The following is a 21,505-nucleotide window of genomic DNA, read 5'->3' on the forward strand; positions in this document are numbered from 1 at the left end:
CTTTAATTTGTTTTAATACTATAAAAATTATGGCTTTCTATGTCTGCACCACAGGCCTATCAACGCAACAAATTTGATTTTGATATTTTAGTTGTTGAAGACGATACATTACTTAATGATCAAATTACTGAATTACTAGCTAACCAAGGGTACTCTGTTACACAGTGTTTTGATGGTAATCATGCACTTGATTTAGCAGTTGCTCAGCGCTTTAGCCTTATTTTATTAGATGTTATGTTGCCGGGAAAAGACGGCTTGGCAGTGCTCAATATTTTACGTAGTTGTAATAGCACCCCTGTCATAATTGTATCGGCAAAACATGCTGAAGAAGAGCGCATTCTAGGTCTATCAGCCGGTGCGGATGATTATTTAGCGAAACCCTTTAATAGCCAAGAATTATTATTACGCGTAGATTCAGTACTAAGACGTGTTTTTAAACAAGACACTAATACTCCTTATATTGCTAATATTGATGGACTTGAGATAGATAGCTTACATCAACAGGTTTTTCTACATTGTGAGCTATTAACTTTTACGCCTATTGAGTTTGGCTTACTGCAAATTTTAATGAAAAACCAAGCACAAATACTGTTAAAACCTTTCTTATATCAAGTGGTGCTAAACAAACGTTTTAGCCAGTACGATCGTAGTTTAGATATGCATATGAGTCGTATTCGAAAAAAGTTAAATAATGCTGGCTGGGATGGCAGTCGTTTACACACAGTGCATGGCCAAGGATACTGTATTAAATGACACGACGTCTATTTTGGAAGCTGTGCTTAATTATTGGTACCGGTGTTGTTGCGATGTTCTATTTAATTAATGTCGCGGTTAATCACTTTGAAAATGATATGAGTATGTTAAGTGATTCAAGCCGAACAGAATTAACTGATTGGCAAACAAAGGCTGAGATTATATTTGATCAAGGCGATATGAGCGAGCTTGAGCGTTGGGTCGATAACTTGCAGCAACAAGAAAATATTTGGGCTGTAATTGCCAAAGCGAATGTGGTTGAGTTAGCTGGTAATCGCTCTCATCGTTATGAGTATACCGGGTATAATTTAGGGCGTAGCATTGATTGGAAAATCCATCTGTACTTCGACCGTGCACCGGCTATGCAGTTACCTTTTAAAGATGGTACAACTAGCCTTGTTGTGCAGTTGCCGCAAAGAATGCGTCCGGGGTCGCTTTGGAATTTAACACGCTTGTCGTTACAAGTTTTATTACCAATGTCTATATTGGTATGTTTATCTATTGTGTTATATCGTCATATCATGCATCCAATTAAAGAACTCGACTTAGCAAGTAGGGCATTTAGTAAAGGAGACTTTAGCGTCAGGGTTCGGGAGCAGTTGGGCTCACGTAACGACGAACTGTCTCAATTAGCTGAAACATTTGATTTAATGGCTGAGCGGATCAGTGAGCAAATTATGCACCAACGTGTATTATTAACGGATCTCTCCCACGAGTTGAGAACACCTTTAACACGCTTAGATATCGCAACGGATAACTTACTCTCTCACAGGGAGGAGGGCGTAGAGGACACACAAATTAAATTAGAACGTATTCATAAAGAGTCACAGCACATTCGTAAGTTAGTGGATGACACGCTAACTTTGTCTTGGTTAGATAATGAATCACCTCAGTTACGTATTGAACCTTTGGACTTAGTCGATTTACTCGAAATCCTCATTGAAGATGGACGTTTTGAGTACCCAGATAAACTGATTTCTGCTGACTTACCTAATCAAGCTCATATTGAAAACAGTAATCATAGGGCATTAGGTCAAGCACTTGAGAATATACTTAGAAATGCACTACGTTACACACCCATTAATAAACAAGTGCGCGTTAGTCTCATTGATCATGAATATGAATATCAAATTATTATTTCAGATCAAGGCCCTGGAGTGCCTAAAGAGCATTTAAATACTATTTTTAGGCCTTTCTTTCGGATTGATTCAGCCCGTTCGTGCAACAGTGATAGTTTTGGTTTAGGGCTTGCTTTAGCACAGCGACAATTAAACGCGATCGCAGCAACAGTATTTGCTACAAATAGCATTGCCGGTGGCTTAATCATGACGGTAACAGTACCTAAAGGTGTATAAAATTATATTTATTATTGTTAATACATCCAATTAATGAATAATTAAATCAGCATCTTAATTAATCCTATAGCTTAAGTAGGTTTCATTTCTGTGTTTTATTCACGCTAAATGTAACAAATGTAAAGTTGCTATGCTTTTTCTTAAAAGAAAATGATAATCCTTCTTATTTACCATTAAGAAGGAACGTTCCCCTTGAAAAAGTTAGCCTTAGTGAGTGCCATTTGTACATCATTCAGTTCACCTATATCCGCGCAAGAACTTGCTAAAAGTAAAGCATCTGTTGAAAAAATATCTGTAGTTGGCTCTGCAACTAATTTGAGTATTACAGCTGAAGAAATAGAACAATATCAAGCAAGTGATCTGGCTGATATTTTTCGACATTCACCTTCTGTTAGCGTGGGTGGCTCGGTAGGCGTTGCGCAAAAGATCTATATTCGTGGTGTTGAAGATTCTTTATTAAATATAACGGTTGATGGTGCACAACAAACATCAACGTTATTTCATCATATTGGCCGTGTAACAATAGATCCAGACCTACTGCAACAAATAGATGTACAAGCGGGGGCCGGTGAAGCAACAAGTGGTCCTGGTGCGATTGGTGGCTCTATACGCTTTAAAACTAAAGACGCACAAGACCTACTTAACCAAGGTGAACAATTTGGTGGGCGTGTTAAAGCAAGTTATTTTTCAAATGACGGCACGCGTTTCAGTACCAGTGTATACGGTAAATTAAGTGATACATGGGGGTTATTAGGATATTTCAGTACTGTGGATCGCGATAACATGGAAGATGGTGATGGCGATACTATTTATGGTACAGCTGCTGATCAAGATATGATGTTTATTAAAGTCAGTGGTGAGTTAGCAGATAATCATCATTTATCGTTAAGTATTGAAAAACGCGACGAAGAAGGGGATTTTTCGGCACGTCCTAACTGGGCGGTGCAAGAAGGTGATGCTTTGTACCCAAGCGAAGCAAAACGAGATACTTACGTTGCTAATTATATATTTTCTCACAATAACTTATTGTATTTAGAGGCGACAGCATACAAAACCGAATCATCTTTTAATGGTGGTCGTTTTGCTTGGCTTGCTGACATTGATACATATGGCTTAGATATTCGTAATACAAGTATTATTGATGAACATAAATTTATTTATGGTGTTGATTATAGAAACGATGAGGTGTCGAGCGGATCTGCAGCAGGTACAAAAGAAAATGCAGAACAAGGCAGTGTACTTGGGATTTATGCGCAAGGTTATAGTGATATTACCCCACAACTTTTACTGAGCTATGGGGTGCGTTTTGATAGTTATAAGTTTAAACAAGACATCTTATTAGATGAATATTATGGCACTGCAATTACAGAAAGTGCATCGAGTTTAGACGATAGTGAAGTAAGTTTTAATATAGGTTTAGCATACGACATAAATGATGCTTGGACAGTAGGGCTTGGGTATGCTGAAGCTGCGCGTGGAAAACAAATAGGCGATGGCTTTACCATCGATGGATATTTATATGATGGCTCAGATATTCCCGTGGCGGATGAAAGTTTAGTACCTGAGACAGTCGCCAATATTGAGGCATCCATAACGTACACAAGTGAAAATTTATCCGCTAAGGCCAGTATTTACAATTCTTCTTTAGATGATGTGATATTTGAAGGATATGAAGGAGACTCGGTTTATAACAATATAGGCACGTTAGATACTAAAGGGTTTGAGTTTGACCTAGCATATCGCTTAAATTCATTTGATTTCTTCATTGGATTTTCAGCTACTGATACAGAGCTTGACCCTCGTAATGGTCTATATACTGTAAGCTATGATGCAATTGATATTAATGGTTATGAGTTTGTCGGTTTAGGTAATAGCAGAGGTAATACATGGGTTGCCGGCGTTGATTACGATGTTAACACCGATGCAAAGGTTGGTTTTAGTGTAACTAAAGTCGATTCGCTTGATATTGATACTCTTCATCAAGCCGTTGATCTTGGTTGGACCGATTCTTTATATACCCTAAATAAACCAAGCTATACCACTTTTGATCTATATGGACAGTGGAATGTGACGAATTCATTATTATTGAATGTTGCTGTTACTAATTTATTTAATGAGTTATATATCGATCATTCAAGTGTGGGTGATTACAGTGAAGTATTTGGTACTGTTGTTGGTCCATACGAATCTGGGCGCGATATTCGCTTATCGATTTCCTACCAGTTTTAAGAATAAGTAACTTATTTTATGTTCTTAAAACTATTTAAAAAGTGGGTCTTTTGGGCCCACTTAATTATAGGTCTAATCGCCGGTTTATTTATTTTTAGCATGTCGTTCACGGGTTTTCTATTAACCTATGAACGACAGATTGTTGAGCTAGATGAAATGCGATTTACTGTAAATAACACCTATGTTCAACAGCGACTATCGGCTGATGATGTTGTGGATATTTTGCGAAAATCGCATCCGAGTCAATCACATATTTATATTCGTTGGGTTAATCGAGAAGGGGCTGCCATTCCTGCCTGGGCTGGAAAGCATAGCTACTTATTACACCCTTATACAGGAGACGTGCTTCGTGAAGGAGAGGGGTTGGCGGCTGACTTTTTTCACGTTGTAACTGATATACATCGTTATTTATTACTGCATGGCGCTTCGCAGGTGATTGGTAAAAATATAAATGGCTACGCTAATCTATTTTTTATCTTTTTATTACTATCGGGTGCTTACCTGTGGTTCCCAAAGCGATTTAACCGCTCTGCGTTAAAAGGATACTTATTACTAGCAAAGAGTTACAAATCATCACATCATCGAAATAGGCAGTGGCATTTAGTTTTTGGGATTTGGTGTTTACCGGTTTTACTCGTTTTGTCATTAACGGCTACTTTGTTTCATTTTGACTGGGCGAATAAAGCGTTATATGGCGCGTTTGGGCAAAACGTACCCGAGCGAGAAAAGCATCTACCAGTATTCGATTTATCGGCAGATGAAGTACTGTACGATACTTTATTTCAACAAGCTAAAGTACATGCAATTAACAATGGTGCCGCTGATTGGTATTCAATGTGGTTAGAATTAGGTGACAAAAAACACGAAGCACGTTTTTATATTGATACCAGTATAGGGAATCGTCAAGAATATGCGTATTCATTATTTTTAGATACTCGCACGGGGGATGTAACTAAAACGCTAAAAAAATCGGATTGGACGCGAGGTGATCAAGCATGGGGAACATCTCGATTTTTACATACCGGTGAATACTTTGGTTTTTTAGGGCAAACATTAGCTGGTTTGGCATCATTGCTCGCATGTTTTTTAGTGTATACAGGCATAGTTTTAGCATGGAAGCGATTGATAACTAAGCGCTAATTTACACTTTTCGTCGAGTATTTGATTGCTTGAAATGTGCGATTTGATATATAAGAATTTATTTTACACAAAAAAGCCAGCGTATTAGGCGCTGGCTTTTAGTATTCAAATGCTTACTTAGTTAAGCCGCATCAGCTTCTTTTTTAACGCTATTTCGTGCTGCTTTGCCTGCAAGTAAATCAGCAGGGTCAAAGTCATCAACGTTAATAACATCTAAACGAGATTGCTCAACGGCAGCTAGTTTATCAGCCTCTGCTTGGCTTAATATACCGGCTTCAAGTCCCATTTGCGCTACTTTATCAAGCTGGAAGAATGGCAGTTTAAGGCCTTTCTCTTTGCATACTCTTTCAAATAATGGCTCAACGTCTAGGATGTCTTTAAGCGTTTGCTCTTGACGACCCACAAGGTTAAGCGGCTCATTTTTTAAGTATACATAGCTTGCTAAGCGGTTACGCGTTTCGCTAGGTACTTGTAGCAGTTGTGCAAGTTTATGCTCAAGCTGGTCAGTTGGTTTACGAACAGGGCGACCAAACGGGAATAACAATACTTTTAACACGGCACGTAGTGGAGCCGAAGGCATGTTATTAATTAAATCAGCAAGTGCACGTTGGCAATGGTAAAGATGATCTTGGCAACTCCATTTTACTAGAGCAAAATCTTCTTTTTTACGGCCTTCGTCGTTGTAACGCTTAAGCGTTGCAGACACTAAGTATAAGTAACTAAGTAAGTCACCTAAACGTGCTGAAATACGTTCTTTACGTTTAAGTGAGCCACCAAATACTGCCATGCTAATGTCAGACATAAGAGCAAGTGATGCACTAAAGCGCGACGCTATACGGTAAAATTCAGCTGTTTCGTCGTTGTACGGCACACTTGTAAAACGAGCGCCGGTAAGTGCAAGCCATTTAGTACGTACAAGGTTCGACATAGTAAAACCAATGTGACCCATTAGCGCTTTATCAAATACGTTAAGCGCTTCTTCGCGGTCTTCAATTTCGCACGCACCTAGTTCGGTAAGTACAAATGGATGACAGCGAATTGCACCTTGACCGTAAATAATCATATTACGGGTCAAGATATTTGCACCTTCAACGGTAATGGCAATAGGTGCACCTTGATAGCCACGACCTAAATAGTTATTTGGCCCAAGCATGATGCCCTTACCGCCAAGTACATCCATTGCATGAATAGTTGCATCACGCATTTGCTCTGTCAGGTGGTATTTAATAATGGCAGAAACAACTGATGGCTTTTCGCCTAAATCAACCGCACCTGTAGACATACTAACCGCAGCATCAGAGCTGTAAGCGTAACCAGCAAGTTTTGCTAGTGACTCTTCAACACCTTCCATTTTACCAATAGGTAAGCGGAACTGGCGACGAATGCGGCTATACGCACCCGTTGCAACGGCAATCATTTTAATGCCGCCAGCAGAATTTGACGGCAATGTAATTGCACGACCAACCGATAAACACTCAACCAGCATGCGCCAGCCTTGACCAGCCATATCTGGACCACCAATAATATAATCAAGTGGTACGAAAATGTCTTTACCGCGAGTAGGACCATTTTGAAATGGTACGTTTAGCGGGAAATGTCGACGACCAATTTCAACTCCAGGAGTATCCGTTGGAATAAGTGCACAGGTGATGCCTGGCTCTTTATTGTCGCCAATTAGGCCGTCTGGATCTTGTAATTTAAACGCAAGTCCAAGCACGGTAGCCACTGGAGCAAGTGTAATGTAACGCTTATTCCACGTTAAACTAACACCCACAACCTCTTCACCATTCCATTGCCCTTTACATACCACACCGTAGTCTGGAATTGAGCTTGCATCAGAACCCGCTTCTGGCGAAGTTAACGCAAAACATGGAATTTCTTGACCGCTCGCTAGGCGCGGTAAGTAATGATCTTTTTGCTCTTTTGTACCATAGTGTTGTAATAATTCACCTGGGCCTAAAGAATTCGGTACACCCACAATTGACGAAAGTAATGTTGATTTACTTGTTAGTTTTTGAAGTACACAAGACTGTGCAAATGCAGAAAACTCTAAACCGCCGTATTCTTTTTTGATGATCATGGCAAAGAATTTATTATCTTTTAGATATTGCCATACATCTTGAGGAAGGTCGGTTAGTTCGTGCGTTGCTTCCCAATCGTCCAACATGCCACATACTACTTCAACAGGGCCATCAACAAAGGCTTGCTCTTCAATAGTAAGTTTAGGAACTGGGTATTGGTGAAGTTTTTTCCAATCTGGGTTACCGCAAAATAAGTCAGCTTCCCACCAAGTTGTACCGGCATCAATAGCTGATTTTTCAGTATCAGACATGCTTGGCGTTACTTTTTTGAACACAGCAAAAATAGGCTTGATGATATATTGCTGACGAAGGCCAGTAACAGAAAGAGGAACCGCGATGATCAAAAAGATCAACCAGCTAATTAAACCAAAAGCACCGGCGAAGGTACCTATAAGTAGGGTTGCGGCAGAAACACCAAGTGCTGTGTTCCAACTCGCTCTGTGGTAAATCGCTGTGCAAAGCAGCACGATTAAACCGAGTGTAAATATGAGTGTCATTTTTATTCCTTAATAGAGGTCAGACCACCTCACTTAGAGTAGCGCTAGTCACAGTAATTTTCAAGTACATAACGATGTTAAATTGTAGTAGAAAGTAACTTAAATACGATATTTATTTACCCGATAGAGGAAGGCTTAATAACTATCGTATAGTCAAAGCATTAGCCGTAAGCAGTGTTAACGTAAAAATAAATAAATCTAATAGTAAAATGACACTTTTTAAGTAAATATAGCCGTTATAGTGGGCTGCAAATTAGTGTACGCTTAATACACAAATATAACGCTATTTATTTTAATGTATGGTTTTTGAGGGTTATTTTATTAATGTGTGAATTACTTGGCATGTCAGCCAATGTGCCTACTGATATCTGTTTTAGTTTTTCAGGTCTTTTAGAGCGTGGCGGAAACACCGGCCCGCATAAAGATGGTTGGGGTATTACGTTTTACGAAGGTAAAGGCTGTAGAACCTTTAAAGATCCGCAGCCGAGTTATCAATCTGAAATTGCAAAGCTCGTTAAAGCATACCCCATTAAAAGTGTCTCGGTTATTAGCCATATACGCCAAGGTAACCGCGGGAGAGTGTGCCTTGAAAATACTCATCCTTTTACGCGAGAGTTATGGGGGCGTGAAATTACTTACGCTCATAACGGGCAGCTATCTAATTATCATGATTTAAAACCGCAGTACTATCGCCCAGTGGGTAACACCGATAGCGAACTAGCTTTTTGTTGGTTGCTTGATAAAATTCGCGAAAAATACCCAAAGCGTCCAAGTAATATGGCGTCGGTTTTTAGATACGCGGCCAAGCTTTCGCAAACTCTGCGTGAAAAAGGGGTGTTTAATATGTTATTGACCGACGGGGTGTTTGTTTTAGCGTATTGCACTAATAACTTACATTACATAACGCGCCGTGCGCCATTTGGTAAAGCAACATTGATTGATGCCGACATGGTGGTTGATTTTCAACAAGAGACCACACCAAACGATGTAGTAACAGTTATAGCTACAAGGCCTTTGACGAATGATGAGCGCTGGCAAAAAATGGAGCCGGGGGAATTTGCATTATTTAAAATGGGTGAGCTAATTTAGCCCACCTATTTTAAATATTAGCTTAACTTTGGTTTAATTAAATTTAGTTAGCTTCTTGAGGTTGTTGTGCTGTTGCAGGCGCAATAGCTGTAGGTGATGTAACAGTAAATGAATTCATTTGAACTTCAAACTGCTCCATACCTTTTTCGCCTTTCCACATACGCACCAGCATGTAATCCATTTCTGGCGCAAACCATGCAATTGCTTGGCGTTTATCGTTATCGTATAAACGTTTTACTTTAATGGCTTCTATATTACCGATAGGTAGGGAGATCATCTCTTTTTCAACAACTTCAAAGTTGTAGTCGCGGCGGCTACCTTTTTTGTCTATAAGCGGGAATGAAAAGCTCGTTTCGCCTTTTTTCAAACCTTCGCGCACTTGCACTTGGTATGAAATAGCATCCTGAAATTCATCAGTCCATTCGCACTTAAGTGGGTATTCGCTAGCGCTGCTAGTCACTACTTTATTTGTAGTATCAAAATCAATTTTATAATCTTTATCTGGGCCGGTACCGGTGCGGATCATATTGTAATGATGCGGAGTAACTTTGCCATCTTTAAAGGTAAACTGTGATGTTTCTTCACGAGAGTCAGAGAAAATCATCCACTCAATATTACTGTGGTATGTGAGTTGATAAGTGTCGTCACTTATTTTTTTGAGCTCACGAACAGCCTCGCCATGATTTTTACCTTTGCGTAAAATATCGTAGTTAGCTTGATACTGAGTCAATTCACCTGCAACTAGGCTAGTTGGAAGTAAAGCGCCCGCACATAATAACAGGGCACTTATTTTTTTATTGTGAGTAGTGCGCGCCGTGTGCAGGAAGTTGTTTTTTGTCAAGAACTGCATAATCTGCTTCCATAGTAAGTCTGTGTTCACTGAACCACTTGACCACCAAAGGATAAATTACATGCTCTTGCTCATGCACGCGTTTTGCTAATGTTTCTGCTGTATCATCCTTGAGTACAGGTATTTGCGCCTGAAGAATAACGGGACCGCCGTCTAACTCTTCAGTAACAAAGTGAACACTTACGCCATGAACATTATCTTTTGCATCAATTGCTCTTTGGTGGGTATTCAGCCCCTGATACTTAGGCAACAAAGATGGATGAATGTTCAACATTTTTCCAACATATTTTTGCACTAAGCTAGGAGTAAGAATACGCATAAATCCAGCTAATACAACTAGATTTGGCATAAAAGAGTCGATAACGTTCATTAATTGCGCATCGTATGCTTCGCGCGAGTCAAAATCTTTATGACTGAGCACTTTTGTAGCAATACCTGCTTGTTTTGCACGCTCTAGGCCATAAGCGTCTGCTTTATTACTAATAACAGCCGCTATATGCCCGTTTATCTCGCCACGTTCGCAGGCATCTATAATGGCTTGTAAATTAGAGCCACTACCTGAGATTAAAACTACCAGACGAGTCGGTGCCATTACTTAGCACCACCTACAATTTCAACTTGCTCTTCGCCAGCTGCTGCATCTTGAATTTCACCAAGGTGCCATGCATTTTCGCCCAAGTCTTTTAACATTGTTAAGCTTTGCTCAAGTTTGTCTGCAGGGACGACTAAAACCATGCCTACACCACAGTTAAATGTACGGTACATTTCATGTGTAGTAATGTTGCCGTTTTCTTGTAACCAATTAAAAATTGGTGGCCACTGCCAGCTATCACCTTTAACTACAGCTTTTGCTGAAGTGGGTAATACGCGTGGAATGTTTTCCCAAAAACCGCCGCCAGTAATATGCGAAAGCGCATGTACGTCAACGTTTTTGAATAACTCAAGTAAAGGTTTTACGTAAATACGCGTAGGCTCAAGTAGAGTTTCGCCTAATGTTTTACCTTCAAAGTCAGCGCTGGTATCAGCGTTTGACACTTCAAGTACTTTACGAATTAAAGAGAAGCCATTTGAATGAGGACCGCTTGAAGCAAGTGCAATAAGCTGATCGCCTGCTGCTACTTTTGTGCCATCAATAATTTTTGATTTTTCTACAACGCCTGTACAAAAGCCTGCCATGTCGTAGTCTTCACCATCATACATACCTGGCATTTCAGCTGTTTCGCCACCAATTAGGGCACAACCTGAAATTTCACAACCTTTGCCAATGCCTGTCACTACGTCAGCTGCTGTGTCTACATCTAGTTTACCCGTTGCATAGTAATCTAGAAAAAACAGGGGTTCAGCACCTTGAACAATTAAGTCGTTTACACACATTGCAACTAAATCAATACCAACCGTATCGTGTTTTTTTAAGTCGATTGCTAAACGTAGTTTAGTACCAACGCCATCTGTGCCTGCAACTAATACTGGTTGCTTGTAACCTTCAGGAATTTCACAAAGTGCGCCAAAACCACCAATTCCGCCCATTACTTCAGGACGACGAGTTTTTTTAACTACGCCTTTAATACGCTCAACAAGTGCATTACCAGCGTCGATATCTACGCCCGCGTCTTTATAGCTTAGAGACTGTTTTTGTTCGCTCACAGGTTTTCCTCAAAATAGTTGTTTTGGGTTGCTTAGAAACGCGCGTATTTTACAACAATTGCAAGGTCGCGGCTAGCGCAAATGTAATTTTGAAATAATAAACAAGGACACTTGTCCGCTGCTTGTTGTTTAAATAAACAAAAAAACGCCCGCAGGCGTTTTTTTAGTATTTAAGGCGTTAAATTAACCGCTATGCTTTTGCAGTTAATATTGCTCTAAGTGGAGCAGGGTAACCTTCAATTGTTTTACTTGTGTCGTTTGGATCTAAAAAGTCGATTAACGATTCGTTTTCCATCCAATCGGTTTTGCGTTGTTCTTCAAGCGTGGTAATAGCGCAATCTTTTATTTGCACATCTTTAAAGCCAACGCGTTCCATCCACAGTTTTAATGCTGCAGTACTTGGAATAAACCAAACGTTGCGCATTTTAGCGTAGCGATCAGTTGGGACTAATACTGTGTTTTCGTCACCTTCAATTACTAGCGTTTCAAGCACAAGTTCGCCGCCTGGGCGTAGCTGCGCTTTTAATTGCGCTAAAAAGTCGATAGGTGAGCGACGATGATAAAGTACGCCCATCGAAAAAACCGTATCAAACGCTTTAAGCTCGGGTAATGCTTCAACACCAAGTGGTAGTAAATGTACGTTTTCATCTGGGTTGTAGTGTTTAATTGCCTGAAACTGACATAAAAATAAATCAGATGGATCAATACCCACGACAAACTCTGCGCCTTCACCGCGCATACGCCATAAATGATAACCTGAGCCACAACCAATATCTAAAACAGTGCGGCCTTTTAATGGCTCAATATTAGGCAGGAGTCTGTCCCACTTCCAATCACTGCGCCACTCTGTATCTATTTCAATACCGTGCACATTAAACGGGCCTTTGCGCCATGGCATCATGCGTTTTAATAAATGCATGGCTTGCTTTTGCTCGCCATCACTCATCTCCCCTGGTGCGCCAATTTCTACCTTAGTAGAAATATCAACATGGCTTGTTGAAACCTCAGGCAAGTTTTTAAGTACTTTTTGCCATTTAGGTAAATCACCGTGGCTAGCCTCGTTTTGCCAATGTTTTAATTGTGCAGGCAGTGTTTCTAGCCAGTGACTAAGTGGGCTTTGTGCAATAGATGCGTAAAATTGGTTAAACCATTGAGACATGGATGACTCTCTTTATTTAATTGCTACCATTGAGCAAAAATTAAAACATTGATACCACACTTGAGTTTGGCTAAAACCAATATCTTGTAAGCGAGTAAAGTGAGCGCTTAGTGTATCTGGGCGCATAACGTTTTCGATGGCGGTACGCTTTTGGCTTATTTCAAGCTCAGAGTAACCATTGTGTCGTTTAAAGTCGTGGTGCAAATCAATCAATAAATTGTCGCATTGCTCATTTTCAGCTTTAATTTTTTCGCTTAGCAGCAATACACCACCAGGTTTTAAATTAGCATATATTTTTTCAAGCACAGCTTGGCGCTGCGCGTGTGGAATAAACTGCAACGTAAAATTCATTGCTACTACCGAGGCGTTTTGAATTTCAAGCTCGTTAATATCGCCTAAAGTAACAGTAACAGGCACATCTGATTTAAAACCTTGTAAATGTACCTTACAACGTTCAACCATTGCTTGAGAGTTATCTACCGCTATTATATGGCAGTTATCGGTACGAATATTACGGCGCATACTAAGTGTTACGGCGCCCAGTGAGCAGCCTAAATCATAAAGATTTGAGTTACTTTGCGCGTATTCACCGGCGAGTTTACCCATTGTACTGACAATAGTTGCGTAGCCCGGTACTGAGCGTTGAATCATATCGGGAAATACTTCGACTACATTTTGGTCAAAGCTAAAATCTTTTACTTGTTGCTCAGAGGCATAAATACTGTCTTTTATGGTCACGAAAGCAGTCTCTTTTAAAATAATAGTGTTATTTTAACATTTTATACTGGATAGTCAGTGATAAATTCAGTAGCTTGACTAGAATTATGAATAATAAGCACAAAAAGAGATTATTAAATGAGTAAAAGTAAGGTGATTAGTACCGACGATATTTTAGCAACCCTGTGTCATTCTGTAACAGGCGTACTTACCTCAGCCAGCGGCAACAGCATTAGCTATTCTGCAATGGTACAAAAAATAACGCGAACATGTATGCGCCCAGATATTGGTTGCTTTGTTTTGTTTGATGGTGGTTTTACCGGATTGGTAATTACTAACTTCACCTCGCAAGCAGCAATGGAAATTTATGGCGATTATATGCGTAATATGGGGATGCCAGAAGAAGAAATAGCGCATAGCCATTTATCAGACGATGTGTCTAACGTATTAGGTGAGTTAATGAACCAAATTGTTGGCGACTTTACATCTAAAGTACGCGAACAATTACACACTTCTATTACGCAAAACCAGCCGAAAATGATGGCAATTAACAAACAAGTGCAAATATCGGTAGATACCACGATGGATCGCCCACAAGCACGTCGCGTGACATTTACTACCAGTAAGCAAAATATCTTTTACCTAGAACTTGCTATGGATAAAACTGAGTTTATTAAACTACATGATTTTGACATTGTAGAAGCTATAGACCCTGATGACATTATCGAAAATGAAGCCAAACAACAAGCTGAAAAATCTAAAGCAGCTGCGTCTTCTGGACAAGATGACGACGATGACGACTTCATGGCAGGCTTAGGGCTTTAAGTTTATTTATGTAGGTTGGGTTGAGTGAAACGAAACCCAACGTTTGCTCTATCAACTCTTCGCTATCAGCTTTTAGTAGGTTGATACGACCCATAAAAACGCGATTTGATATCGCGTTTTTTATTAACCAAAATATAAATTCTCTTTAGTATTAGTAAGGATATTTTAAATGACTGATACGGAAAACGGTGATTGCAAGCTTACAAAAGAAGTTGGGAGGTTTGTAAAGTCGCACATAATACCGAAATCCCTAACTAGGCCAAACATTTCAGGGAATAAATTTATTGAAAAGAAAGTGACTAATCGCGGACCCTTTTATGGCAAAGCAAGTGATAGCTGGTATGACCCAAATATAGTGACCCAAAAAGGTGAAGATATTTTAGCGTATTTAGATACCTTAGCTATTGAGGAGCTTCGAGGTTTAGGTTTGGTTTGGTCTAGTCATTTATTTAAAGCAAACTCTGCCAAACAGCTAAATAGCCTCAGACTAGTAAAATTTCAAAGACCCAAATTAATTAGAAAATACTTTCTTAGCCTTTTGTGGAGAGCTGCAGTAACAAAAATTTCGGCATTTAGTGAAGTTAATTTAAATGCAAAAAACATTGAACTTCTTAGACAGATTATAGTTGGTGAGAAGGAAGATAATAGAGCTATTTTTCCAATTAGCTTGGTTCAGTTATCTACAAAAGGTCATACAGTCAATTTAGCACCATTTAAGCACAAGATGGATATTAATGGAGGTGAGAATATATATCGCTTCTATCATGATGGACTTGTTATTCATATGTATATTGATGATCCGCGGTTGTCTGTTTTAAAATCTTCGGTTGATTATAATCACCCTATGTTCGTTGGATTGGATATAACTATTATTAACCAAATCAATTATGAAAATTCATTTCAATATCAAAATACTTTGAAACATACAAAAGAATATTTCAATCACTTTCCTAGCCAACGTCCAGCTAAAGCATCTAAGAGTACTCATAAATAAGGATTCTCTCCCATCGCCACAACCACACAAAATATCCTTAAATCTAATTCCAATTGGTGGTAACTCGGCTCCATGTGGCAGCAAAGTTGGTAAAAGCCTTTGTTATGGTCTTTTTCTTTAAAGTGGGCGAGCTCATGTACCACTAACGCTTTTAATAATGGCTCGGGGGCGCGCAGCAAGTCGCTATTTATGGCTAAATCGTGCTTTCGGGTTTTGCCTTGCATTCGATACGTATGTGTACCCAGTGCGTTGGTGACCATATCGCCTTGCTTTTTAAATGCTGCGCGCCCAAACGGTGGTGCATTTTTTAAATACTGTTTTTTAAGCTCGGTTGCATAGCTATAAAGTAGTTTATCGCTGGTAATAGTATGTGCTTGCGGATACTTTTTAAGTAAGTAGTCACATACCTTTTTGTTATTTATAAGGCTTAATACTTGCTCAACAATGTTAGCTGGGTAGCCGGTAAAGTAACGTGCGTATTCACTCATTATTGTTTCTCTGTCGTTTTACTTTTAAAAAAGTGCTTGCTGGTGGGCTTCTTTTTCGCCAGTAAATGGGTTTAATGCTTTGTGATCATAACCAAGGTCTTTGCAAAACTGCCTTGCTAATAATGGCGCTTCTCGGTTATCTGCCGTATGAAAAAACACATAGGGCGTTTTTCCTTCATCAAGCCATTGTTTTACTTTACTTAGCCACGGTTTATAAAAGGGTTTATAGTCGTTTTGTAAATCGGCTATTACAAAGCGCGCCATAGGCTCTGAGCCAGTAGCTATTGCATGTACCGGTAAGTGGGGCTTTTTTTGCTGTGCATCTATTAGCGCTTCGGTTGTTGGTTTTACCGCAAATAGGGCGCGAGTATCCATCGATATACGATTTATGTTGTTTGCCATTAATAATTGGTTAAGCGCTATTTCGGCTTCACCCTTTTGAAAAAACGCAGTATGACGTACCTCTACACCGTAATTAACCTCTTTTGGTAACAGGCTAATAAATTGGGCGAGTTTGGGTAAGTCACCAGGGCCAAATGCTTTAGGTAATTGCAGCATGATTTGCCCGGTTTTTTCTAAAATAGGGGAGAACAAGTTAAGCCAATCAGTGAGCTCGGTTTGAACATTAGTTAGGTGCAGCTCGTGGCTAAAGCGACGATTAAACTTAAAAGTAAATTTAAAATCGTCGGGTACGCTGTTTGCCCAGCGCAATACGGTGCTTGGCGAAGGGTCAGCGTAAAAGCTGGTATTGCCTTCAACAGAATTAAAGTGTTGGGCGTATTGGCTAAGCATATCGGCGTTTTTACATTGGCTTGAAAATAAATTGCCTTTCCATGCATTACTCGACCACTGCGGGCATCCAATATATAACATACAAACTAGCGCCTTATTATAAAGTGGCGATAGTGTAGCAAATAACAAAACGAGCTGCTGTAAATTCAGGGGCAAAAGCGGCACACGCCCTAGCATCTTAATACTACTTGGGTATAATGCAGGGCTTAATTTGATTATTTTTAGATTGCTAGCGGCTTTATTTGTATTGTGGTGACCTGTTTTTTAAATCACACGCCTTAAAACAAATAAATATAACCGTTTAAGCCTTTTATCTGACAGGAAAACTATGCGCTCTATATATTGCGGACAGCTAAATAAAACTCACGTAGATCAAGAAGTTGAACTATGTGGCTGGATCAACAAACGACGTGACCTTGGTGGACTTATCTTTGTCGATTTACGCGATAGAGAAGGTTTAGTACAAGTTGTATTCGACTCTGACATTGAAGAGTTAATGAGTTCAGCTAACACACTTCGCCAAGAATTTTGTGTTCAGCTAAAAGGTACTGTACGTGCACGCCCTGATAGCCAAGTAAATAAAGACATGGCAACAGGTGAAATTGAAGTTTTAGGTACTGAGCTTACAATTATTAACCGCTCTGAGCCATTACCGCTTGATTTTAACCAAGTAAACTCAGAAGAGCGTCGTTTAAAATACCGCTACCTAGACCTACGTCGTCTCGAAATGAGTGACCGTATTAAATTACGTGCTAAAGCAAGCAGCTTTGTTCGTCGCTTTTTAGATGAAAACGGCTTTTTAGACATCGAAACACCTGTACTTACTAAAGCAACGCCAGAAGGCGCACGCGATTACTTAGTGCCAAGCCGCGTTCATAAAGGTAGTTTTTACGCTTTACCACAGTCTCCACAGTTATTTAAGCAATTGTTGATGATGTCGGGTTTTGACCGTTACTACCAAATTGTTAAATGTTTCCGTGATGAAGATTTACGTGCCGATCGTCAACCAGAATTTACCCAAATAGATATAGAAACCTCGTTCATGAGCTCTGATCAAGTACGTGGTATGACTGAAAAAATGATCCGCGAGATGTGGCAAACATTGTTAAACGTTGATTTAGGCGATTTTCCAATCATGCCTTACAGCGAGGCAATGAGCCTTTACGGTTCTGATAAGCCAGATTTACGTAACCCAATGAAATTAGTTGATGTTGCAGATTTAGTTAAAGACGTAGAGTTTAATGTTTTCTCAGGTCCGGCTAACGACGAAAAAGGTCGTGTTGCTGTATTAACTGTACCGGGTGGCGCTAAGCTTTCTCGTAAACAGCTTGACGATTACACTAAGTTTATTGGTATTTACGGCGCTAAAGGCATGGCGTGGATGAAAGTAAACGACCACACTGCAGGCGCTGAGGGTGTTCAATCACCAGTGGCTAAGTTTTTAAGCGAAGACGTAATCACAAAATTACTTGAGCGTACTAATGCACAGTCTGGCGATATTATTTTATTCGGTGCCGATAAGCGCAATACAGTAAATGAAGCAATGGGCGCACTGCGCGTTAAGATTGGTGTTGACTTAGAAATCACTAACCTTAATAGTTGGGCACCACTTTGGGTTGTAGACTTCCCAATGTTTGAAGAAGATGACGAAGGCACATTACATGCTGTGCATCATCCATTCACTGCACCAAAAGATATTACTGCAAGTGAGCTTGAAGCAAACCCTGCTGCGGCTATTTCAGATGCCTACGACATGGTATTGAACGGCTACGAAGTGGGTGGCGGTTCGGTACGTATTCATAATGCAGATATGCAAGAAACTGCATTTAGAATTTTAGGTATTAACGAGCAAGAGCAACAAGACAAGTTTGGCTTTTTACTTGATGCACTTAAATACGGCACACCACCACATGCTGGTTTAGCATTTGGTCTTGACCGTTTAGCAATGCTTTTATGTGGTACCGATAACATTCGTGACGTTATTGCTTTCCCTAAAACAACACAAGCGTCGTGTTTATTAACTAACGCGCCTAGTAAGCCTAATATGGATTCGTTAGCTGAGCTTGCAATTAGTGTTGTGGAAAAAGCGATACCTAGCGAAGAGTAATTTTTATTTAGCTTATTGAGCTAAATTTAAAAACCCTTAAGTTATATGCTTAAGGGTTTTTTTGTGGTTAAATTTGCAGCAGAGTGTATTTTAACCGAACAGACGAAAAAGGAATTATTATGTCGATCAATGCAACCTTATTTGGTGAGTTCTTAGTTTTTTTTATTGTGCTGAGTATTCCTATTTTTGCTGTAATTAGCTACAAAATAGGTAAGCGTAAAAGTACTATGCCGGGGGTTTTAGCTTTTGTGGGTGGCTGTTTAGCGCTATTTCCACTATTTGCTTTGATTTTTATTGCAGTGCTTGCGCTTAAAAAAGATTTACCTAAAAATAGCGTCTATGCCCATTAAAAACTAGGTTAATAGTGTCAATTTCAAATAATAATCACTACTTCGACGAGCAATTTAATGCTTTGCTGCACGAAGAGCAACTAACTGAAAATTCTGAGTTTGAAGAGTGCACATTTACCGATTGCGACTTTTCAGGCGGGCAGTTTAAAAATTGCCGATTTATACAGTGCAACTTTAAAAACTGTAATTTATCGTCACTTAAATGGAACTACAGCTCGCTTGAAGATGTAAGTTTTAGCCACTGTAAATTAAATAGTCTGCAATGGACTGACGTAGATTGGCCAGCGCTTAGTATTAACGCACCGGTGAGTTTTAATTATTGCGAGCTCAGTAATAGTTCTTTTTTTGAATTAACCCTCAAAGCCCTCAAACTAACACACTGCTTTGCCAAAAATGTTGATTTTAGACATGCAGATTTAAGCGGTAGTGAATTTACAGGAACAGATTTTCGCGATAGTGAGTTTTTTCAAACTAACTTAACAAAATGTGATTTTGTAGGTGCTACAGCATTTAATATAGATTTAAATAATAATATTTTAGCGAATGCTAAGTTTGATCGCTTCGAAGCACTAAATTTGCTTACCAGCCTTAATATAGAACTATGTGATTAATTTAGTTTAATATGATTACATATCTAGAAGCGACAGCTTGGCTGGGCTTCTAGATACTGCGCGACTGCGTAATTAACGGCTAGGGCCATTTTTATTACGTGCACTGGCAAGCTGTCTTGCGATTGCTAATAACGCTGGTGAAATATCTTCAGCGCCATCTTTAATTAGTTTTGTAACGTCACCTGACGAAAACAAACCGTCACGTGGTGATTTAATACCTAACTCACGAACAAAATCCTTCGTTTTACCTGTGCTGCCTGTTTCAATAAACTTAAAAATAATACGTTCATTGTTGTTTTTAGCAGGGGTTTTTAGTGTTTCGATTTCGTCATGTATTGCAGTTAGTTTGTCTTCTAAAATTTCTATACGTTCTTGAATGCTATTGTATGATTTCATTTATTGGATCTTTTACTAAATATATTTAAACAATGGCAGCTATTATCGCATAGTTTGACAATAGAGAATGCAAACCTATGAAGTAAAAGTTATTTTTAATTAAAAACAATAATTTATATAAATTTAAATATGCAAAAAACACTTAAAAAGCTTTTTATATTAAGCGCACTAGCTCTAAGTACATCAGTAATAGGCGCAACAAGCTATGCAAACGATGGTGTTATAACTGATGAAAGCCGTAATCGCACTATTCCTATCAATATCACACTACCAAGTAACAATGCTAAGTGCACTGAACAAGTAAAATGCCCTGTAGCGTTTATTAACGCAGGTTACGGGATTAGCCATAACGGGTATACGTTTGCCAGTAATGCGTTTAGTCAGCGCGGATACTTAACAGTAGCAGTTGCACATGAATTAAAAACCGACCCTGACCTTAATCGTGAGCAGCCTTACTTAACAACTCGCATGGAAAACTGGCATCGTGGCGTAGTAACGCTTAAGTTTTTAGTTAATGAGCTATCGAGTAAATACCCAGCATACGACTTTACAAAACTCACCTTATTTGGGCACTCAAACGGCGGGGATATTTCCGCATTATATGGCTCTATTTATCCAAACGAAGTTAGCCAAATTATTACGCTTGATCATCGCCGCATGTTGATCCCGCGCAATAAAAACATTCGCGTACTTACTCTACGCGGTAGTGATTACCCAGCTGATGCGGATGTGCTGTTAAATGATTCAGAGCTGGATAAGTTTCCTGTTACACAAACACTAATAGAAAAATCGCGCCATAACGATATGTACGATGGTGGACCAAAATGGCTGGTGGATAGAATGAGTAAAGAAGTAGAGGCGTTTTTAGATACTAATAAGCTTTAGGAGCGAGTAACAATGGAATTATATGAGCAAGTAGGCCGTAAATTTGTAACTGGCATTTATACTTGTGATCTCAAAGGTTCAATTTGGACAGAAGCTTTTAAATTTATATTAAGATCATATGACGAGTTACATATTAAAAAAGATAAAGTTCATCTTATTTGGACTGAGAACGGAGGGCAATTAAGGCGTAAGCTTTCAAATGATAAACTCTTACTCAGTGTCTTAAAGTTGACTCTTCCAAAATACACCGGGAAAGCATTGGTACTATATCGTGGTGAGTGCCAATTTTTATATGATCAAAATAAGATTGGTTTCTGTTGGACTCCTTTGCAAAGTGTTGCAGAGATGTTTGGTAGTGGTCTAAACGCAATTGAATCAGGAGGTGTTCTCTTAAAAGCTTATGCCCCAGAGTCCGCAATTCTCTCATCACCGAATAAGCACAGTACTGAGCAGATGGAAGAATTTGAGTATACGTGTGATCCTACAGCTTTGGTTAATATTGAAGCTATACAATTCTTTAATAAATTTTAATCAATCTTATAT

The 21,505-nt window shown here is 39.3% G+C and carries 21 protein-coding genes; 12 read left to right on the forward strand and 9 right to left on the reverse strand.

The features are described 5' to 3' along the window. The first annotated feature begins 39 nt into the window (after positions 1-39). The 4 genes from LOS73_RS09950 to LOS73_RS09965 all read left to right on the forward strand — a co-directional run bounded on the left by LOS73_RS09950 (position 40) and on the right by LOS73_RS09965 (position 5,477). Positions 40-753 (forward strand): response regulator transcription factor, encoded by a 714-nt coding sequence (locus LOS73_RS09950; RefSeq protein WP_007378009.1) that lies wholly within the window; start codon positions 40-42, stop codon positions 751-753. Beyond that, positions 750-2,108: a histidine kinase sensor domain-containing protein gene (locus tag LOS73_RS09955; RefSeq protein ID WP_033038131.1), complete on the forward strand. Its 1,359-nt coding sequence runs from the start codon at positions 750-752 to the stop codon at positions 2,106-2,108. Before LOS73_RS09950 ends, LOS73_RS09955 begins: the two co-directional genes overlap by 4 nt. Positions 2,109-2,300: 192 nt before the next feature. Then, positions 2,301-4,337, forward strand: a complete 2,037-nt coding sequence (locus LOS73_RS09960) for a TonB-dependent receptor domain-containing protein (protein ID WP_008139114.1) — start codon at positions 2,301-2,303, stop codon at positions 4,335-4,337. A gap of 18 nt (positions 4,338-4,355) precedes the next feature. Next, positions 4,356-5,477 (forward strand): PepSY-associated TM helix domain-containing protein, encoded by a 1,122-nt coding sequence (locus tag LOS73_RS09965; protein WP_008139112.1) that lies wholly within the window; start codon positions 4,356-4,358, stop codon positions 5,475-5,477. Between the two features lie 121 nt (positions 5,478-5,598). Here LOS73_RS09965 and fadE read toward each other — a convergent pair whose 3' ends face one another. Beyond that, positions 5,599-8,055, reverse strand: a complete 2,457-nt coding sequence (gene fadE, locus LOS73_RS09970; RefSeq protein WP_096793414.1) for an acyl-CoA dehydrogenase FadE — start codon at positions 8,053-8,055, stop codon at positions 5,599-5,601. A 324-nt stretch (positions 8,056-8,379) separates the two neighbouring features. Between fadE and LOS73_RS09975 the strand changes: the two genes are divergently transcribed. Then, a complete protein-coding gene (locus tag LOS73_RS09975) occupies positions 8,380-9,144 on the forward strand; it encodes a class II glutamine amidotransferase (protein WP_008139108.1) in 765 nt (254 codons plus the stop codon). A 43-nt stretch (positions 9,145-9,187) separates the two neighbouring features. Here LOS73_RS09975 and LOS73_RS09980 read toward each other — a convergent pair whose 3' ends face one another. The 5 genes from LOS73_RS09980 to cmoA form a co-directional block, all read right to left on the reverse strand. Continuing rightward, entirely contained in the window at positions 9,188-9,985 is a 798-nt protein-coding gene (locus tag LOS73_RS09980) for a DUF3108 domain-containing protein (protein WP_457934956.1), read from the reverse strand. After that, complete coding sequence (purN, locus tag LOS73_RS09985; protein WP_149615403.1) at positions 9,939-10,586, reverse strand: phosphoribosylglycinamide formyltransferase; 648 nt, start codon at positions 10,584-10,586, stop codon at positions 9,939-9,941. The genes LOS73_RS09980 and purN overlap by 47 nt, the downstream gene beginning before the upstream one ends. Next, entirely contained in the window at positions 10,586-11,638 is a 1,053-nt protein-coding gene (gene purM, locus LOS73_RS09990) for a phosphoribosylformylglycinamidine cyclo-ligase (RefSeq protein WP_007378002.1), read from the reverse strand. Before purM ends, purN begins: the two co-directional genes overlap by 1 nt. Before the next feature lie 190 nt (positions 11,639-11,828). Further along, positions 11,829-12,797: a tRNA 5-methoxyuridine(34)/uridine 5-oxyacetic acid(34) synthase CmoB gene (gene cmoB / locus LOS73_RS09995; RefSeq protein WP_457934913.1), complete on the reverse strand. Its 969-nt coding sequence runs from the start codon at positions 12,795-12,797 to the stop codon at positions 11,829-11,831. 12 nt (positions 12,798-12,809) lie between these two features. Beyond that, entirely contained in the window at positions 12,810-13,535 is a 726-nt protein-coding gene (cmoA, locus tag LOS73_RS10000; protein WP_007378000.1) for a carboxy-S-adenosyl-L-methionine synthase CmoA, read from the reverse strand. A gap of 117 nt (positions 13,536-13,652) precedes the next feature. Between cmoA and LOS73_RS10005 the strand changes: the two genes are divergently transcribed. After that, entirely contained in the window at positions 13,653-14,339 is a 687-nt protein-coding gene (locus LOS73_RS10005; RefSeq protein ID WP_008139103.1) for a DUF3334 family protein, read from the forward strand. 169 nt (positions 14,340-14,508) lie between these two features. Further along, complete coding sequence (locus LOS73_RS10010; RefSeq protein ID WP_165744146.1) at positions 14,509-15,333, forward strand: hypothetical protein; 825 nt, start codon at positions 14,509-14,511, stop codon at positions 15,331-15,333. Here LOS73_RS10010 and LOS73_RS10015 read toward each other — a convergent pair. Further along, entirely contained in the window at positions 15,324-15,821 is a 498-nt protein-coding gene (locus LOS73_RS10015; RefSeq protein ID WP_033040716.1) for a M48 metallopeptidase family protein, read from the reverse strand. The two genes, LOS73_RS10010 and LOS73_RS10015, sit on opposite strands and share 10 nt — an antisense overlap. A gap of 24 nt (positions 15,822-15,845) precedes the next feature. Next, positions 15,846-16,694: a DUF72 domain-containing protein gene (locus tag LOS73_RS10020; protein WP_002959975.1), complete on the reverse strand. Its 849-nt coding sequence runs from the start codon at positions 16,692-16,694 to the stop codon at positions 15,846-15,848. A 247-nt stretch (positions 16,695-16,941) separates the two neighbouring features. Here LOS73_RS10020 and aspS point away from each other — a divergent pair, with 247 nt between their 5' ends. From aspS to LOS73_RS10035, 3 genes are all read left to right on the forward strand, one after another. Next, a complete protein-coding gene (gene aspS / locus LOS73_RS10025) occupies positions 16,942-18,720 on the forward strand; it encodes an aspartate--tRNA ligase (RefSeq protein WP_182675658.1) in 1,779 nt (592 codons plus the stop codon). Positions 18,721-18,839: 119 nt separating this feature from the next. Beyond that, positions 18,840-19,070, forward strand: a complete 231-nt coding sequence (locus LOS73_RS10030; protein WP_002959972.1) for a hypothetical protein — start codon at positions 18,840-18,842, stop codon at positions 19,068-19,070. A 14-nt stretch (positions 19,071-19,084) separates the two neighbouring features. Then, positions 19,085-19,681, forward strand: coding sequence for a pentapeptide repeat-containing protein (locus LOS73_RS10035; protein WP_138488811.1), 597 nt, complete (start codon positions 19,085-19,087; stop codon positions 19,679-19,681). Between the two features lie 72 nt (positions 19,682-19,753). Here the strand turns inward: LOS73_RS10035 and LOS73_RS10040 are convergent, their stop codons facing one another. After that, the gene (locus LOS73_RS10040; protein ID WP_007377991.1) at positions 19,754-20,077 is read right to left on the reverse strand and encodes a hypothetical protein; all 324 of its coding nucleotides are present in this window, start codon (positions 20,075-20,077) and stop codon (positions 19,754-19,756) included. A gap of 129 nt (positions 20,078-20,206) precedes the next feature. Here LOS73_RS10040 and LOS73_RS10045 point away from each other — a divergent pair, with 129 nt between their 5' ends. Next, a complete protein-coding gene (locus tag LOS73_RS10045) occupies positions 20,207-20,962 on the forward strand; it encodes an alpha/beta hydrolase (RefSeq protein ID WP_457934914.1) in 756 nt (251 codons plus the stop codon). 12 nt (positions 20,963-20,974) lie between these two features. Then, on the forward strand, positions 20,975-21,493 hold the full coding sequence (locus LOS73_RS10050; RefSeq protein WP_197184202.1) for a hypothetical protein: 519 nt from the start codon (positions 20,975-20,977) through the stop codon (positions 21,491-21,493). The last annotated feature ends 12 nt before the right edge of the window (positions 21,494-21,505 follow it).

The organism is Pseudoalteromonas sp. SCSIO 43210 (assembly GCF_054133285.1).